This window comes from Variovorax sp. GW458-11-26-14-LB1 (assembly GCF_059423965.1).
In genome coordinates this window covers 47,931-65,372 of the sequence record NZ_JBWKYW010000024.1, presented here as the reverse complement: position 1 = coordinate 65,372, position 17,442 = coordinate 47,931, and the positions used below count along the sequence as shown (strand labels likewise).

Sequence of the window (17,442 nt, the reverse complement as noted above, 5' to 3'; positions counted from 1 at the left end):
GGCGGGGCCCCCACCCCGCACTGGTGGTCGGCCAGGTCTTCGGGCCGCTGCGGTCGCCCGTGCCGCGCGAAGTACGCCGGCGAGCCGAACACCACCAGCCGCAGCTCGCCGAGCGGCTTGGCCGCCAGTTCGGAATCGGGCAGCTCGCCGATGCGGATGGCCAGGTCCAGCTCGCCTTCGATCAGGTCCACGAAACGGTCGGAGGCCGTGAGCTCGACCTCCATGTCCGGGTAGCGCTGCATGAACGCGCCGATCAGCGGCACCACGAAGGCCGGCGCGAACTGCACCGGCGCGGCCACGCGCAGCAGGCCCCGCGGCGAGTCGAGCTGGCTGCTGGCCTCGACGGCCGCCGCATCGAACTCCGCCAGCGCGGCCCGCACGCGGCGGTGGTAGGCCAGCCCCACTTCGGTGACCGACGACTGCCGCGTGGTGCGGCGAAGGAGCTGCACGCCCAGGCTGCGCTCGAGCACGCTCAGCGAGCGGCTGATGGACTGCACCGAGCGCCCCAGGTGCCGGGCCGCCGCGCTCTGGCTGCCGTGGTCGACGATGGCCACGAAGGCCCGGATGTCCTGAATCTGGTCCATGGATTCTCTCGGTCTGGATGAAGGTCTATGGCGGCGCGCGTGGATTCCCGATGGCGCCTGCCGTTCGTATCTTCGAGGCCTCGCGGTCGCAGGCCGCATGGCCACAAACGAAGGAATCATTCCATGAAACAACGACACAGACCCACCGTGCGGGTGGTCGGCGCCGACGACTCAGAGGGGCTGCAACCCCGTCCGCGCACCTTGAACAACCACATCCAGGAGCTTGCCCCATCATGACCACCCGAAAACTGCCGGCCCGTTATGCGGGCATCGCCATGCCCTTCCTGCTGTCGATCTTCATGTCGTGCATCGTGGCGGGCATCTCCACGCTCAAGAGCGTGGGGCTGGCCTCAGGCCTGTTCCAGATGTGGATGGCCGCATGGGGCGTGTCGTGGCTGGCCGCGTTTCCGTCGCTGCTCGTGGTGCTGCCGGTGGTGCGCCGGATCGTCGCGGCGACGGTGCAGAGCCCGCAGCGCTGATCCGTGGTCAGCCGATGCCGAAGCGGTGCTCGGTCGTGCTCGCGAACACCTCGCCGGGCCGCAGCACGGTCGACGCAAACGCCGGCTGGTTCGGCGCATCGGGAAAGTGCTGCGTCTCCAGGCACAGGCCGTCGCCCTGGCGAAGGCTCGCGCCCGCGCTGCCGAGCAGGCTGCCGTCGAGAAAGTTGCCCGAATAGAACTGCACGCCGGGCTCGGTGGTGTGCACGTCCATCACCCGGCCCGAGGCCTCGTGGGCGAGGCGCGCGGCAAGGGCCAGGCCCGTGCCGCTGCGGTCGAGCACCCAGTTGTGGTCGTAGCCATGCGCGCGCAGCAGCTGCTCGTGGCCTTCGCGGATGCGCGCGCCGATGCGCGTCGGCGTGCGGAAATCGAAAGGCGTGCCGGCCACCTCGCCCAGCCCGAGCGGAATGAGCGTGGCATCCACCGGGCAGTAGCGGCTCGCGGGCAGCGTCAGCACGTGGTCCATCACCGAGCCGCTGCCCGCGAGGTTGAAGTAGTCGTGGTGGCTCAGGTTGAGCACCGTGGGCCGGTCGGTGGTGGCGCGGTAGTCGATGCGCCAGGTGTTGGCCGTCGCGCCCAAGGTGTAGCGCACCGTCAGCTGCACCTCGCCGGGGTAGCCTTCTTCGCCGTCGGCGCTGATGTAGCGCAGCTCGAGAGCGAGTTCGTGAGGCACCGGCACGATCTCCCAGTAGCGCTTGCCGAAGCCGGTGGCGCCGCCATGCAGCGTGTTCACGCCGTCGTTCAGGCCCAGCTGGTGAGCCGTGCCATCGAGCGTGAAGCGGCCCGCCGCGATGCGGTTCGCATACCGGCCGACGATGGTGCCGAAGTGCGGATGCGGCTTCAGGTAGTCGGCCAGCGAGGGCAAGCCAAGCACCACGTTGGCGCTGCGCCCCTGCCGGTCGGGCACGTGCAGCGCGGTGACGATGCCGCCGAGGTTGATGGCGCTCAGGCGCAGGCCGTGGCCGTTGTCGAGCGTGTATTCGGTGACGGGGCGCCCGTCGGGCATGGCGCCGAAGGGGCGCGAAGTGAGGGCTTCGATCATCGGGCTTGCGACTGCAGCGCCTCGCGCGCGCACTGCGATGCGGTGCGCAGGCCGATGCGGTCTTTCAGGTCGTGGAAGGTCGGTGGCTCGGCGTCGTGCGTCATCACCTCGACGCGGTGGCCCGCCTTGCCCACCGCATCGGCAAAGCGCTGCTGCAGCGCGAACGGCGTGTTGAGGTCGCCGGGGTTGCCGATGAGCACGATGCGCCGCTGCGGGTCGCGCGGGATGCCGGCCACATGGTCCAGCGGGTCGTAGACCTGCGTGCTGCCCGTGGTGTCGGTGCGCCCGTTCTTCGAGCGGCCGAGCAGCCGCGCGCGCTCCAGCAGGTCGAAGGCGCCCGAGGTGAGCACCGCGCAGGCCACGCGCGTGCGCCCGAGCGTGAGCAGCGCCGCGCCGGCCGTGGCGCCGCCGCTGTGGCCGAAGAGCACCACGCGCTGCAGCCGGTGGCGCTGCATCAGCGCTTCGAGCGCCGCATCGAGCGCATGGAACTCCACCGCCTCGCGCCGCTGGCGGTGGTCGCCCGACGAGCCGTAGGTGCCGGGGCGCGCCATGAAGATCCACGGCATGCCCGCGCGGTCGCTCGCGGCCTGCGCGTCGAGCGTGCGCAGCGGTTCGGTGTTGCCGGGGATGCGCGTGGGCGACAGGTTCATCACGCTGTCGCGGTCGCCCGAGAACTGCACGATGGCGATGCGCGCGTCGTCGATGTCGCGGCTCGCGAAGTAGCGGATGCACGACGGCCCCTCGACCGCCTGCACCCAGAGAAAGCCCGGGCGGTCGGGGCAGTTGGCGCGCACGGCGGGCTGGTTCCAGTGCAGCAGCGCGCCCTCGGCCGACGCGGAGGCCGCCGGCTCGCGCGGCGCGGCGGCCTTCGGCGCGTCGGCACGCTGCGCGCAGGCCGTCTGCACGAGGGCCAGGAGCACACAGGCCAGGCGCGCGCGCGGCTTCATAGCTTCTGCAGCAGTTCGGAGATGAGGCCGAAGTCCGACTGCTGGCGGTCGCCCTTCACCAGCACCAGGTCGCCGTCGCGCAGGAATTCGCCGAGGTAGCCGGTGAGCTGCGCGGCGTCTTCGAAGTGCGGGCCGAGCAGCTCGGCCGGCACCTCCTCGCGCAGCCAGCGCATCTCGGCGCCGTGCGTCACCAAGTGCTGGATGCCCGAGGCCAGCAGCGGCGCGGCCAGGCTGCGGTGCATCGCCTCGGCTTCCTTGTCGAGGTTGATGATGCGCCCGAGCACGCCGATCTTGCGCGTCACCGGCCCGTGCGCCGCATGCTGGCAGGTGCGCACGAACTCCATCGCGTTGCGCATCGACATGACCTCGGCGTTCCAGCTGTCGTCGATCAGCGTGGCCTGCACGCCGCCCTGCGTGCGCAGCGGGCGCAGCTGCATCACCGAAGCCGGCAGGCGCACGAAAGGCATGCGCGCGCACGCGGCCTCGGCATCGAAGCCCAGCGCCAGCAGCGCGGCGAAGGCCAGCGCCGAATTGCGCACCAGCCCGGCGCTCGCGATCGGGAACAGGTACTCGACCGTGCGCCCCGGCAGCGCGATGCGCACGCGGCAGCCGCCGTCGGGCTCGGGCCGCGTGTCGACGATGCGGATGTTGGCGTCGGGGCTGCTGCCCACCACCCAGATGGCGCCCGCGGTGCGCGCGGCCGCCCGCACCACCTGCATCAGGCAGGGGATGTGGTCGGGCACGATGGCCACGCCGCCGGGCTCCAGCCCGAGGAAGATGCGCGACTTGAACTCGGCCGTCTGCTCGAGCGTGGCGGTTTGGCGGGTCTGCGACAGGCCGATCTCGGTGAGGATCGCCACGTGCGGGCGCGCCACGAGCGAGATCGGGCCGCGGTCCATCCACAGCGCGCTCTGCGCCATCTCGAGCACGCACACGTCGGCGTCGGCCGCGAGGTTGGCCAGCATCGCCGGCACGCCCACGCGCGAGTTGTAGTTGTCGATGGTGGTGTGCACGCGCGCCGCCTCGGGCAGCAGGTCGCGCAGCATGGCGATGGTGGACGACTTGCCGACCGTGCCGGTCACGCCCACCACGCGACCCTTGAAGCGCGCACGCGCGGCAATGCCCAAGTCGATCATGGCGCGGATCGGGTCGTCCACCTGCAGCAGCGGGAACGACGGGTCGAGACCGTCCACCGGGTGCGCGACCACGGCGCCCGCGAGCGCGTGCTGCAGCACGGGCACGTCTTCATGGCGGTCGGGGTTGTCGGCGCGCGGCTTGCTGTAGTTCTCGTGCCTGGCGAGCGTGCGGTAGTCGGACGCGATGAACAGCGCCGGCTTCGGCAGCCGCGCCATGTGCGTCGGCCCGCGCACCACCGCGTTGACGAACCAGCCCGAAGGCGGCGGCACCAGCCACTGCCCGCCGGTGACGCGCTGCAGCTCGTCGGCGGTCCACACGGGCGACGGCTGCGGCGGGGCACCGGGGCGCAGCGCCGCGAGCACGGGCGCGGGGCGCTCGGGCAGCGGCGTCGGAAACTTCGGCACGCGCAGGCCGCACCACACGGGCAGCCGGCGCGCGCCCGGCAGGTCGGGCATGCTGCCGCGCACGCGCACCTCGATCTGCAGCACGTCGTTCTCGAGCAGGCCCAGGCGCGGCGCGCGCAGGCCGTAGCGGTCGCGGTAGATGCGCCCCGGCGTCCAGCGGCTGGTGGGCCACATCCAGTCGCAGGGGTCGTGGTCCATGGCCTCGCCCCAGGCCGGCATGGTGCTGCTGCGCATCGGCAGCGCGCGGAACTGCACGCGCAGATCGGCGCTCACGGGCGCATCGGCGGTCCAGAACGACTCGACCCACAGCAGGCGCCGCCCGATGATCTGCGTCGGCGCGAGGCGGATGCCCACGAGTCGCAACGGGCCGAACTGCAGCGGACGCATCTTGGCGTCCTCGGGCACGGCATCGACCGACCACTCGGGCCGGGGCGCGAGCACGGGGCCGACCAGCGCGGGCGGGCGCGAGGCCGACAGCGGCGCCAGCGGTGGACGGCCGGCCGGCGCGGTGCGTTCGGGCGGCGACAGCTGCAGCGCGCAGCGCCCGTCGGGCCGCGCCGTCATCTCGGTGCCGAGCGCGCGGCACAGTTCAGCGAAGCGCGCGCTGGCGGCTTCGGCCGCCTCACCCGCGAGCTGCTGCGAGAAACCGAAGCCCACGCCCACCGGCGTGAACACCACCTCTTCCACGCCATGCGGCCCCAGGCGCAGCGAGAACACGCCGGAGTCCGCGAGGTCGTTGCGGACGGCATCGAACAGCAGGTCGCCCGCGTCGTGCAGGATCGGCCGGCCCTGGTAGACCTCGATGCCCTGCAGCACATGCGCCGAGGTGCCGAGCACCGCGTCTGCGCCGGCTTCGACGATGGCATGGCCGACGGCGATCTCGGCACGCGAGGGCGCGGTCTCCAGGTTCTCGCCCCAGTGCACGGCCACCAGCACCACATCGGCCTCCTGGCGTGCGGCGGCGATGCGCGGCGCGAGCGTGGCGCGCCAGGCCGCCGGGTCGTCGAGCGACAGCCAGGCCGCGCCGGGGCGCTGCGCGGTGGCGGCGAAGCGCGGCTGCGTGGCGTCGAGCGAGAACAGCGCCACGCGCAGCCCACCGGCCTGGCGGAAGGCGGGGCTCAGTGCAGAGTCGAGATCAGGCCCCGTACCGGCGAACGCGATGGCGGCGGCGTTGAGCAGCCCGTGCTGCTCCAGCAGCGCCTCGGGGCCGTAGTCGCCGCTGTGGTTGTTGGCCGTGGCGACCATGTCGATGCCGGCCTCGGTCAGCACCGCGAGCATCTCGGGGCGCGCACGGTAGTAATAAGGGCCGCCCTCGTCCTTCTCGACGCCCTGCTCGCCCGTGGTGGCGACCACGCACTCGAGGTTCACGATGCGCAGGTCGGCCTCGCGCAGCGCGGCGATGTCGCCCAGCATGCGGGCGGAGCCGCCGAGGTCGTGCATGCGGTAGTGCTGACGCCGGCCCAGGTTGACGTCGCCGCCCCACAGCACGATGCCCTCGGCGCCGCGCGGTGCGGCGGGCTCGGCCGTGGCCTGCGTGAGCTGCGCGCTTTGCTGCTGCGCCTCGCGCGCTTCGAGCAGGCGGTGGTAGGCCACATAGCCCGACAGGTAGTGCTCCACGTCGTCGATGCGCACGCGGAAGCTGTGGTGCTTGATGAAGAACGAGCCCGCGATGCGGTCGGGATGGCGGAAGAACATCGCCAGCTCGGGCCAGAAGTGGCCGTTGGCGAGGTAGCGCGCGCGGTGCTCCAGCGCACGGTCGAACTTGTGGCGATCAAGCCCCGCGAGCAGCGGGCGCAGGGCAGGGTCGGCTTCGAGCCGCAGCACCATCTCGCGCGCGGCCATCATCAGCTCGAGCAGCGTGGGGAAGGTGGTGATGCGCTCGAGCACGAAGTCCAGGTGGCCCGCCATGTTCTGCAGGCCGAACTGGTAGTAGCGCGTCTCGGGCTTGAAGCGCGTGAGTTCGTTGACGCAGTAGCTCAGCCAGTGGTCGTGCGCGCGCCAGTGGCCCGCGGCGATGAAATGCTCGAAGGCCTTCTCGACCACCGCGAGCCAGCGCGCGTCGCGCGTGAGGCCGTACAGCCGCATGAGCCCGAAGGCCGCCTCGCCGTCGTAATAGATGATGCGGTAAGGCTCCTTCACGTCGAGCCCCGGGTGGTTGAGCACGTGCACGAAGCGCCCGGTCTCGGGGTCCTGCATGGAGCGGATGCCCAGCGCGAGCTGCTCCATCAGCGGCTGGTACTGCGCATCGCCGGTGAGCTCGGTGTACTTCACCAGCGCCAGCAGGCACACGGCGTTGCCGCCGAGCTTGATCTCGTTGCCGATGTCGACCAGGAACGCGGCCTGCGTGCCGTCGGCCAGCGTGGCGCGGCGGATCAGCCGCTGGCTCAGGAAGGCCAGCGCGCGGTCGATGGCGGCCTTCTGCACGTCGCTGCGCGTGAGCTCCCAGCCTTCGAGCATCGCGTAGGTGGAGCTGGCGTGGCGCAGCGTGTTGTAGGTGGGAATCGCGCGATCGAAGCAGGGGAACCAGCCGTAGTGGAACTCGCCCGTGGGCTTGACCTGCTCGGCCAGGTAGTCGCTCGCCGAATCGACCAGCGTGCGCACCTGCGCCGCGTTCCAGTCGGTAAGCGTGCGAAAGCCCGCGGCCTGTCCTTCGGCCGTGAGCGGCCACGCGCCCTCGGCATCGACGTACACGGCGCGCGTGGTGAAGCACCACACGGGCGCGGCGTCGTCGGTGGGAAAGTCGTGCTCGTCGCCGAAGCGGCGTTTCGTGTGCGTGCGCAGGTTGCCGTTGTTGGGCTCCGCGTGATCGACCGTGCCGTTGTAGAGCACGGCGCTGCCGTGCATCTCCTGCGCGAGCAGCGCGGTCTCGAAGCGCGCGTCGAGCGCGATGCCTTCGTTGAAGTAGTTGCGCTTGGTCTGCGCCAGCCGCGCCTTCAGTTCGCCCCAGGTCATGGGCGTGGCGTGCTCGACGATCTCCGCGCGCAGCCGTTGCGCGGGCCGCTCGGCGCGCTGGGCCTTCACCGCCAGCGCCTCGGCCGCGGCCTGCCACGCGGCCTCGGTGTCGGGGCCGCGGCCCATGACGACGCGGGCGCGGCTTTCGCCCTCGCCCATCGCGAGGAACACCACGCAGCCGGCCTCGTCGGTGGCGGGCGGGGCCGGGGGCAGCGCCCCGTCCGGGGTGGCCAGGGCCTGCCTGGCGCGGTTCAACAGATCGGCGAGGGGGACGGGAGCTTGGTGAGTCATGCGCCGCGAATGATGACAGGCCACGGCGCAGCCTGCCACTGCGGAAATCCGGGGCGCACCAGGTCCGGGTCACGCCCAGGCGTCGAACACCGCGCCGCGCACGGCCTCGACCGCCGCCGATCGCTGGCCGCCGGCCGGCGCGACCCAGCACAGCCAGGTGTGTGAGCGCCAACCGTTCCAGACCACGAGCTCGCCCTGGCGCTCACCCTGCTCGGCCTGGTCCAGCCGCATCAGGCCCGCGCCCATGCCGCTGGCGACCATGCTGCGGATGGCGCTCTCGCCGTCGGCGGTGACGCCCTGGCGGTAGTCGCGCCCGGCCGAGGCGAACAGCTTCTCGAGGTGCGCGCGCAGGATGCACGAGGGCGGCGTGCCGACCCAGGTCAGGTCGGTGAGCTGTTCGAGCGTGAGCTCGGGGTGCGCCTGCGCCACCGCCGGCGGCAGGCCCACGGCCAGGTCGACCACGCCCAGGCGCCCCAGCTCGAAGCCTTCGAGCCGCTCGGCATCGCTGAGCACATAGGCGCAGTCGAGTTCGCCGCGTTGCACGGCCGCCAGGGTTTCGTACGACAGCCCCTGCTTGAGCTGCAGCGTGACCTGCGGATGCTGCTGCGCCAGCGTGACCAGCACGCTGCCCAGGCGCAGCGCCACCGGATCGACCACCGTGCCGAAGCGCACCACGCCCTGCGCCGCGCCGCGCAGCTGGTCGGCGGCCGACTGCATGCGCATGGCCGAGGCCAGGGTGCGCTCGGCCTCTTCGAGCAGGCGCCGGCCGGCCGCGGTGGGCGACATGCCGCGCGGTGTGCGCTCGAACAGGCGCACGCCGAGTTCGTCTTCGAGCGCCTTGAGCTGCGCGCTGGCGGCCGGGGCGCTGGTGAACACGCGTTCGGCGGCGCGGGTCAGGTTGCCCTCCTTCGCGATGGCAACGAAGGTCTTCAGTTGGTACAGCTCCATGACCGCGGATTGTGAGCGCGTGCGACGCGGTCGTCCGTTCGCTTTTTCGGAAGCCCCTGTCCAAAGAAACGAATGGCCTTCGCGGCGGGCCGTCCCCATCCTTCAGGCCACGCGCTCCCTCTTTTTTCTTGAAAGGCCTTCCCGTGTCCTCCCCTTCCTCACGCCTGCCGGGCATCGCGGCCCTGCTCTTCGCCACCGCCAGCTGGGGCAGCCTGTTCCTCGTCGGCAAGGGCGTGCTGCACCACGTGGCGCCGGTGTGGCTCACGCTCATCCGCTACACCCTGTCGGCGCTGGTGTTCGCCGCGCTGCTGGGCCTGCGCGGCAGCGGCGGCTGGCACAAGCTGCGGCAGCACGCGGTGCCGCTGGCGCTGCACGGCTTTGCGGGCTTCGGCGTGTTCAGCATCCTGCTGTTCGTCGGGCTCTCGCACTCGGTGCCCTCGCACGGCGCGGTGCTGATCGCCACCACGCCGATCACCACGCAGCTGCTGCGCTGGTGGCTCGACGGCGTGCGCCCGACGCGCATGACGCTGCTGACCGCCGCGCTGGCGCTGGCCGGCGTGGCGACGGTGGCCGGGCTGCTGTCGCCCGGTGGCGCAGGCCTGTCGCACGACACGCTGCTCGGCGACGCCATCGCCTTCGTCGGCACGCTGGGCTGGGTCGTCTACACGCGCGGCGCGGCGCGCTTCCCGACGCTGGACACGGTGGACTACACCGCGCTCACGGTGCTGGCTTCGTGGCCGCTGCTGCTGGCCGTGGCGGTGGGCATGACCGCGCTGGGCGCATCGCCCGCGCCCGACGCGCAGGGGCTGCGCCTGTCGTGGCAGGTGCTGCTGTACGTGGGACTGGTGCCGTCGGCGCTCGCGGTGCTGGCCTTCAACCACGGCGTGCGCGCACTCGGCGCGGTCACCGGTACGGCCTTCCTGAACTTCGTGCCGGTGTCGGCGCTGCTGATGGGCGTGGCGCTGGGCAAGCCGCCCGCGACGCACGAGATCGTCGGCGTGGCGATGGTGGTGGTGGCGCTGCTGCTGCATGTGGCGGCAGCGAAGCGGGCGGCGACGCCGGTGGCCCCGGTTCGCGTGCCGGCGCCAGGCCAGCGCACCTGCGGCGTCACGCCATGAACAGCGGTCAGCCCTCGGCGCGGCTGCGCCGGAAGATCGCGTAGTTGCCGTTCGCCATCCCCACGAGCACCTCGCCCACGTACAGCCGCGACTCCAGGTTGGCGACAGTGCGCCCGCGGTTGAGCAGCGTGGTCCTGCAGACGACCTGGCCTTCGAACACGGGCTTGAAGTAGTTCATCTTGATCTCGATGGTGGCGCAGATCTCGCCCGCCTCGAGCGTGGGGTACAGCGCCGTGCCCATGCCCGTGTCGGCCAGCGCATAGAGCACGGCACCGTGCACGACCTCGTGCGGGTTCAGGTGCTGTGGCGCGACGACCAGCGTCATGGTGCTGGCGCCCGCGGTGGCTTCCTCGCAGTGCAGGTCGATCAGTTCGGCGAAGGGATGTTTCATGGCGACGGGAAATGAACGGACCGGCCGACTGTAGACCGCACGGCCGTCAGTCGCCGAGCGCGCGATAGAAGTAGGTGGTGCCGCACGGCGTGCCGTCGGGCAGCAGCGCGTAGCCGGGGATGGTGCCCACGCGCTGCCAGCCGCAGCGGGTGTACAGCCGCTCGGCCTCGGGGCTGGAGGTGTCGAGCACCAGCAGGGTCTTGCCGTGGTCGCGCGCGCGCTGTTCGGCGCCTTTCATCAGCAGCGCGCCGAGGCCGTGGCGGCGCGCGCGGCGGTGCACCAGCATCTTCGCGACCTCGCCACGGTGCGGCTGGTTCTCGGGCTGCGCCAGCACCAGCTGCACGGTGCCGACGATGCCTGCGTCGTCCTCGGCCACGAGCAGCTCGCGCTCGCCGCGCGCCACGCCGCCGGCCACGTGGCGCCAGAAGGCCCGTGCGCGTTCGGGCGTGAGCGGCTGCATGAAGCTCACCGACGCGCCGCCCTCGACGCAGTCGATGAGCACGTCGGCCAGGGCGTTCAGCTCGGCCTCGCTGACGGAAGAAAGGGCGCGCAGGCGCGGGGTGGTGGTGGCAGCAGTCATGGTCATTTCCGGTTGGCGTGAGAAGGCGCGCTGGTGATGACGACCGCGTAGCGCGCCGTCTCGCGGGTGGGGTTGAAGTAGCTCGTCGGCTGGTCGAGCACGAGCGCGAGGCAGTCGCCCGCTTCGAGCCGGTGTTGCTGGTCGCCGACCGCGAGTTCGATGCAGCCTTCGAGCACCCACACCTGCTGGTGGATGCGCGGCTCGCGCGCGCCGGTTTCATAGGCCACGCGCGCGCCGGGCGGAAACAGCACCTCGACGATCTGGATCGGCGAGGCGTCGCCGCCGGCCGAGACGTTGCGGCGCAGGTAGCCCGAATGCGGATCGCGCCATTCGAGCTGGTCGGCGCGGCGCGACACCGGGCTGGCGGCCGGCGCGTCGGACTCGAACAGCGAGGCCAGCGGCACGCCCAGGCCGGTCGCGAGTTTTTCGAGCAGCACGGCCGTCGGACTGCTCTCGCCGCGCTCGATCAGAGAGATCATGGAGCGGCTGACGCCGCAGTGCGTGGCCAGGGCGTCGAGCGAGAGATCGCGCGCGGCGCGCAGGGCGCGCACGCGCTGGGCGATGCGGTCGTTGAGGCTGGGGGGTGATGCTGATTCTTCTTTCATATTGGATGAAATATCCAATTAAATAGAAATTCAGTCAACCCCGGGATCGAAGCCGCTCGTCTCGAGCACAGAGACTTGCTCGTCGAAGTGACCGTTCTTTGGAGAAATATTCATGCCAATCGCTGAAATCATCCAACACATCACCACCACCGACGCACCATGAGCGCCAACGACCCCGCCCCCCTGCCCTCGACCTTCGTCACGTTCGCCGACGGCCCCGCCGCGCCGTCCGCGCTGCGCGCCCGCATCACGGCCGCCTGCCGGCCGCCCGAATCGGAGGCACTGCAGCCGCTGCTCACGCAGGCCCGGCTGCCGGCCGACCAGGCCGCCGAAGCCCACGCCCTGGCCCATCGCATCGCCCACCAGTTGCGCCAGCGCAAAAACGGCGGTGGCCGCTCAGGCCTCGTGCAGGGCCTGCTGCAGGAGTACGCGCTGTCGTCGCAGGAAGGCGTGGCGCTGATGTGCCTGGCCGAGGCGCTGCTGCGCATTCCCGATGCCGACACGCGCGACGCGCTCATCCGCGACAAGATCGCGCAGGGCCAGTGGCAGGCGCACGCGGGGCACAGCCCGTCGGTGTTCGTCAACGCCGCCACCTGGGGCCTGCTGCTCACGGGCAGGCTGGTGGCCACGCACAGCGAGACGGGCCTGTCGGCCACGCTCACGCGGCTGATCGGCAAGGGCGGCGAGCCGCTGATCCGCAAGGGCGTGGACATGGCGATGCGCATGATGGGCGAGCAGTTCGTCACCGGCGAAACCATCGCCCAGGCGCTGGCGCATGCGCGCACGCTCGAAGCGCAGGGCTTTCGCTATTCGTACGACATGCTCGGCGAGGCCGCGCTCACGGCCGACGACGCGCGCCGCTACCGCGCAGCCTACGAAGACGCCATCCACGCCATCGGCCGCGCCTCGAACGGGCGCGGCGTGTACGGCGGGCCGGGCATCTCGATCAAGCTGTCGGCGCTGCACCCGCGCTACAGCCGCGCGCAATACACGCGCGTGATGGCCGAGCTGTACCCGGTGCTGCGCGACCTGGCGCTGCTGGCGCTGCACTACGACATCGGCCTGAACATCGACGCCGAAGAAGCCGACCGGCTCGAGCTCTCGCTCGACCTGCTGGAGCGCCTGTGCTTCGAGCCCGCGCTGGCGGGCTGGCAAGGCATCGGCTTCGTGGTGCAGGGCTACCAGAAGCGCTGCCCCTTCGTGATCGACTGGGTGATCGACCTCGCGCGCCGCAGCGGCCACCGGCTCATGGTGCGCCTCGTGAAAGGCGCCTACTGGGACAGCGAGATCAAGCGCGCGCAGCTCGACGGGCTCGCGGGCTACCCGGTCTACACGCGCAAGGCCTACACCGATGTGTCGTACCTCGCGTGCGCGCGCCGCCTGCTCGATGCGCCCGACGCGGTGTACCCGCAGTTCGCCACGCACAACGCCCACACGCTGGCCGCGATCTACACGATGGCCGACCCGTCGCGCTACACGCCGGGCCAGTACGAGTTCCAGTGCCTGCACGGCATGGGCGAGCCGCTGTACGAGCAGGTGGTGGGCCCGCTCGGGCGGCCCTGCCGCATCTACGCGCCCGTGGGCACGCACGAGACGCTGCTGGCCTACCTGGTGCGGCGGCTGCTGGAGAACGGCGCCAACACCTCGTTCGTGAACCGCATCGCCGATGCGTCGATCCCGCTCGACACGCTGGTGGAAGACCCGGTCGCGACCGTCGAGCGCATGGCTGCAGAAGAAGGCGCGATGGGCCTGCCGCATGCGGCCATTCCGCTGCCGGCCGCGCTCTACGGCGCGCAGCGCGCGAACTCGCAGGGACTGGACCTCGCGAGCGAGACCACGCTGCATGCGCTCGCCGCCACGCTGCAGGCCAGCGCGACCGAACCCTGGCGCGCCACGCCGATGCTTGCTGCGCCGCGCGCCGAAGACGACGCCAGTCGCACCTGGGCCGAGGTGCGCAACCCCGCCGACCGCCGCGACCTCGTCGGGCAGGTGCAGGACGCGGTGCCGGGCGACGTGGCCTCGGCCATTGCGCAGGCCGAAGCCGTCGCCGCCGCGTGGGCCGCCACGCCGCCCGCCGAGCGCGCTACCGCGCTCGAGCGCGCCGCCGGCCTGCTCGAAGCGCAGCAGCCGCGCCTGCTCGGCCTCTTGATGCGCGAGGCCGGAAAGAGCGGCGCCAACGCCATCGCCGAGGTGCGCGAGGCGGTCGACTTCCTGCGCTACTACGCGGCGCAGGCGCGCACCGACTTCGCCAACGCCACGCACCGCCCGCTCGGGCCGGTGGTGTGCATCAGCCCGTGGAACTTTCCGCTCGCGATCTTCACCGGCCAGGTGGCCGCCGCGCTCGCGGCCGGCAACCCGGTGCTGGCCAAGCCGGCCGAGCAGACGCCGCTGGTCGCGGCCGAAGCGGTGCGCGTGCTGTGGGAGGCCGGCGTGCCGCGCGCGGCGGTGCAGCTGCTGCCGGGGCGCGGCGAGACCGTCGGCGCCGCGCTGGTCGGCGACGCGCGCGTACAGGGCGTGATGTTCACGGGATCGACCGAGGTGGCGCGCCTGCTGCAGAAGACGCTGTCGACGCGCCTCGGTGCGCACGGCGCGCCGGTGCCGCTGATCGCCGAGACCGGCGGACAGAACGCGATGATCGTCGACTCGTCCGCGCTGGTGGAGCAGGTGGTGGCCGACGTGATGGCCTCGGCCTTCGACAGCGCGGGCCAGCGCTGCTCGGCGCTGCGCGTGCTGTGCGTGCAGGAAGAAGCGGCCGACCGCCTCGTGGCGATGCTGCAGGGCGCGATGGCCGAGAGCTGCATCGGCAACCCCGCGCGGCTCGCGGTGGACGTGGGCCCGGTCATCGACGACGAGGCGCGCGACGGCATCGAGCGCCACATCGCCGGCATGCGCGGGCGCGGCCGGCGCGTGTTCCGCCAGGGCCGCGAGTTCGGCCACGACACGCGCCACGGCACCTTCGTGCTGCCCACGCTGGTCGAGCTGGAACACCTGGGCGAGCTGCAGCGCGAGGTGTTCGGCCCCGTGCTGCACCTGCTGCGCTACCGCCGCCGCGACCTGGGCGCGCTCATCGGCCAGATCAACGGCAGCGGCTACGGCCTCACGCTGGGCGTGCACACGCGCATCGACGAGACCATCGCGCAGGTGGTGGCGCAGGCGCAGGCCGGCAACGTCTACGTGAACCGCAACATGGTCGGCGCCGTGGTGGGCGTGCAGCCCTTCGGCGGCGAAGGGCTGTCGGGCACCGGGCCGAAGGCCGGCGGGCCGCTGTACATGGCGCGCCTGCTGTCGGCGCGGCCCGACGACGTGCTCGCGCGCGCCGTGGCGGACGACGCACCCGTCTCCCCGTCGGCCGGCCTCGCGGCGCTCGAAGGCTGGGCGCGCGACACGGGCCACGACGCGCTGGCCGCGCAATGCCGCCGCTTCGCGGGCTTGGCCCACGTCGGCCGCGCACGCACGCTGGCCGGCCCGACCGGCGAGCGCAACGTCTACACGCTGCAGCCGCGCGAAGCCGTGCTGTGCCTCGCCGATGCGGAAGCCGACCGGCTCGTGCAGCTGGCGGCCGTGCTGTCGGTCGGCAGCACCGCCATCTGGCCGGCCGATGCGCCCGGCGCGCACGCGCTGCTGGCCGCGCTGCCCGACGAAGCGCGCCACGCGGTCGTGCTCGCCAACGACTGGCGCGCACCCACCGTGGTCTTCGATGCCGTGCTGCACCACGGCGACGCCGGCCACCTTGCCGGCGTGCTGCAGCAGGTGGCGGCGCGGCCCGGCCCCATCGTCGGCGTGCGCGGCTTCGCGCCCGGCGATACGGACATTCCGCTCGAAAGCCTGGTGCTGGAGCGCGCGCTGAGCGTCAACACGGCCGCGGCCGGCGGCAATGCGAGCCTGATGACGATCGGTTGAGCGGGCTTACTTGTCGAACGCCGGGTCGATCGGCACGCGGTAGCCGTTCACCAGCCGGTTCGTCTCGTTCGCCATGCCGACCACGGCCATCAGCTCGGCGAACATGGCCGGCGTCATGCCGGCCTTTTCCGCGCCCGCGTGGTGGCTTGCGATGCAGTAGCCGCAGTTGTTGGTGACGCTCACCGCGAGGTAGATCATTTCCTTCACCACCGGGTCGAGCGCGCCCGGCGCCATCACCTCCTTGAGGCTGGCCCAGGTGCGCTTGAGCGTGGCCGGGTCGTTGGCCAGGTACTTCCAGAAATTGTTGACGTCGGGCACGTTGCGCGACGCCTTGATGTCGTCGAACACCGCGCGGACCTCGTCGGAAGCGGCGGCGTGCTCGATGGGCTGGGGTTTCATGCGATCTCCTGAAGTGTGAATGCGGGATGGAAAGCAACATTTGCTTTCGGTGCCTTCACATTTATTGTGAATTAGGTCCTAGGTTCACGCGCCCTGCGGTTCATACAGTCGAAGCGTCACACATCAAGCGCGCCATCAGGCGCCATCTCAGGGAGAAGAGAGAACCATGGAACACGTCACACAGCACGTGGGGGGCGGTGCGCGCGCCGCATTCGTCTGCAAGAAGAAAACCCGAGGCATCGCGGGCGCCGTGCTCGCACTGGCCGCCGGCCTCGCAGGCCCGTCGGCCTGGGCCGACGTGAGCCTGGGCGGCACCAGCTACACCACCGGCTCGGGCGCGGTCTGCAGCTCGGGCGGCGCCGGTCCCACGTGGGCCTGCCAGGTGCCCAACGGCAGCGGCGGCTTCGCGCTCATCACCGGCGTACCGACCGACCCCGTGAACGGCGGCCCCGATGCCGCGGCCTTGCAAGGCATGGTGAGCGGCAACCTCGGCGGCGACGCGCTGCTGCTCGGCGGCACGGCCGCCAAGGCCACCGGCTTCGGCAGCGTGGCGGTGGGCTCCGACGCACGCGCCACCGAAACCTACGCCACCGCCATCGGCTCCACCACCGTGGCCGCGGGCGTCAGCAGCACGGCCGTGGGCAACGTGGCCCAGGCCTTCGGCACCAACGCCACCGCCATCGGCGCCAACAGCACGGCCGTGGCCACCAGCAGCGTCGCAGTGGGCGACCGCGCCACCGCGAGCGACATCAATTCGACCGCCCTCGGCGCCAACACGCAGGCGCGCAAGAAGAGCAGCCTGGCGGCCGGCGACAAGGCGATCGCCGACGGCATCAACGCCGCCGCGCTGGGCGCGAACACGCAGGCGCTGGCCGACAGCGCCGTGGCCGCGGGCGACCGCGCCACCGCGGGCGCCGATTCGGCCGTGGCCGTGGGCCGCCAGAGCACCGCATCGGCCGCGTCCGCCGTGGCCATCGGCACGGGCGCGACGGCGAGCGCCGTCAATGGCGTGGCACTCGGCGCCGGCGCCGTGGCCGACCGCGCGGGCATGAACGGCCAGCAAGAGCGCTTCTCGAACATCGCCGTGGGCTCCACGCAGGGCGCGGTCTCGGTCGGCAGCGCGGGCGGCGAGCGGCAGATCACGAACGTGGCGGGCGGCACGCAGGCGACCGACGCGGTCAACGTGCGCCAATTGCAGGCCGTTCAGGCCGGCGCGGTCAACTACGTGACCAACGTCGATGGCAGCGTGAACCACAACCAGATCGTGCTGGGCAACGGACAGGCGCCCAACGGCACCACCGTGTCCAACGTGGCGCCCGGCGTGGCCGGCACCGACGCCGTGAACGTGAACCAGCTGAACGCACAGAGTGCGCAGTGGCGCGACGCCATCCGCGTGAACCAGCGCGACGCCAACGCCGGCACCGCCGGTGCGATGGCCATGGCCGGCATGCCGCAGGCCTACATGCCGGGCAAGAACATGATCGCGGCCGGCATCGCCGGCTACGAGGGCCAGAGCGCGCTCGCGGTCGGCTTCTCGAGCATCTCGGACAACGGCAAGTGGGTGATGAAGTTCACCGGCTCGGCCAACTCGCGCGGCAAGGTCGGCGTCTCGGCCGGCGCGGGCTACCAGTGGTGAGCCGCATGAAC

13 protein-coding genes are annotated in these 17,442 nt (G+C 71.8%); 4 read left to right on the top strand and 9 right to left on the bottom strand.

Features of this window, described 5'->3' with window-relative positions; translation table 11 throughout:
• Positions 1-584 (bottom strand): LysR family transcriptional regulator (locus tag AC07YS_RS17375; protein ID WP_495275720.1); only part of this gene is annotated, 584 nt, incomplete at its 3' end.
• A gap of 233 nt (positions 585-817) precedes the next feature.
• Here AC07YS_RS17375 and AC07YS_RS17370 point away from each other — a divergent pair.
• Positions 818-1,063, top strand: a complete 246-nt coding sequence (locus tag AC07YS_RS17370; protein ID WP_070060049.1) for a DUF2798 domain-containing protein — start codon at positions 818-820, stop codon at positions 1,061-1,063.
• 7 nt (positions 1,064-1,070) lie between these two features.
• Here the strand turns inward: AC07YS_RS17370 and AC07YS_RS17365 are convergent, their stop codons facing one another.
• The 4 genes from AC07YS_RS17365 to AC07YS_RS17350 form a co-directional block, all read right to left on the bottom strand.
• Positions 1,071-2,123 carry an aldose epimerase family protein gene (locus AC07YS_RS17365; RefSeq protein WP_495268868.1) on the bottom strand — a complete coding sequence of 351 codons (1,053 nt, stop codon included), beginning with the start codon at positions 2,121-2,123 and terminating at the stop codon, positions 1,071-1,073.
• Entirely contained in the window at positions 2,120-3,070 is a 951-nt protein-coding gene (locus AC07YS_RS17360) for an alpha/beta hydrolase family protein (protein WP_495268869.1), read from the bottom strand. The genes AC07YS_RS17365 and AC07YS_RS17360 overlap by 4 nt, the downstream gene beginning before the upstream one ends.
• On the bottom strand, positions 3,067-7,854 hold the full coding sequence (locus AC07YS_RS17355) for a CapA family protein (protein ID WP_495268870.1): 4,788 nt from the start codon (positions 7,852-7,854) through the stop codon (positions 3,067-3,069). Before AC07YS_RS17355 ends, AC07YS_RS17360 begins: the two co-directional genes overlap by 4 nt.
• A 69-nt stretch (positions 7,855-7,923) precedes the next feature.
• Positions 7,924-8,802: a LysR family transcriptional regulator gene (locus AC07YS_RS17350; RefSeq protein ID WP_495268871.1), complete on the bottom strand. Its 879-nt coding sequence runs from the start codon at positions 8,800-8,802 to the stop codon at positions 7,924-7,926.
• Positions 8,803-8,945: 143 nt separating this feature from the next.
• On the opposite strand from AC07YS_RS17350, the gene AC07YS_RS17345 reads away from it, so the two are divergent.
• A complete protein-coding gene (locus AC07YS_RS17345) occupies positions 8,946-9,920 on the top strand; it encodes a DMT family transporter (protein ID WP_495268872.1) in 975 nt (324 codons plus the stop codon).
• A 7-nt stretch (positions 9,921-9,927) separates the two neighbouring features.
• Here AC07YS_RS17345 and AC07YS_RS17340 read toward each other — a convergent pair whose 3' ends face one another.
• From AC07YS_RS17340 to AC07YS_RS17330, 3 genes are read right to left on the bottom strand one after another with little or no spacing between them, the layout of a single operon-like run.
• Positions 9,928-10,311: a PaaI family thioesterase gene (locus AC07YS_RS17340; RefSeq protein ID WP_307638430.1), complete on the bottom strand. Its 384-nt coding sequence runs from the start codon at positions 10,309-10,311 to the stop codon at positions 9,928-9,930.
• Positions 10,312-10,357: 46 nt separating this feature from the next.
• Positions 10,358-10,897, bottom strand: coding sequence for a GNAT family N-acetyltransferase (locus AC07YS_RS17335; RefSeq protein WP_495268873.1), 540 nt, complete (start codon positions 10,895-10,897; stop codon positions 10,358-10,360).
• Positions 10,894-11,496, bottom strand: a complete 603-nt coding sequence (locus AC07YS_RS17330; protein ID WP_307638432.1) for a helix-turn-helix domain-containing protein — start codon at positions 11,494-11,496, stop codon at positions 10,894-10,896. Before AC07YS_RS17330 ends, AC07YS_RS17335 begins: the two co-directional genes overlap by 4 nt.
• A gap of 159 nt (positions 11,497-11,655) precedes the next feature.
• Here AC07YS_RS17330 and putA point away from each other — a divergent pair, with 159 nt between their 5' ends.
• Positions 11,656-15,396, top strand: coding sequence for a trifunctional transcriptional regulator/proline dehydrogenase/L-glutamate gamma-semialdehyde dehydrogenase (gene putA, locus AC07YS_RS17325; protein ID WP_495268874.1), 3,741 nt, complete (start codon positions 11,656-11,658; stop codon positions 15,394-15,396).
• A 6-nt stretch (positions 15,397-15,402) separates the two neighbouring features.
• Here putA and AC07YS_RS17320 read toward each other — a convergent pair whose 3' ends face one another.
• Positions 15,403-15,795, bottom strand: a complete 393-nt coding sequence (locus AC07YS_RS17320) for a carboxymuconolactone decarboxylase family protein (RefSeq protein WP_062481171.1) — start codon at positions 15,793-15,795, stop codon at positions 15,403-15,405.
• A 166-nt stretch (positions 15,796-15,961) separates the two neighbouring features.
• Between AC07YS_RS17320 and AC07YS_RS17315 the strand changes: the two genes are divergently transcribed.
• Positions 15,962-17,431: a YadA family autotransporter adhesin gene (locus AC07YS_RS17315; RefSeq protein ID WP_495268875.1), complete on the top strand. Its 1,470-nt coding sequence runs from the start codon at positions 15,962-15,964 to the stop codon at positions 17,429-17,431.
• The last annotated feature ends 11 nt before the right edge of the window (positions 17,432-17,442 follow it).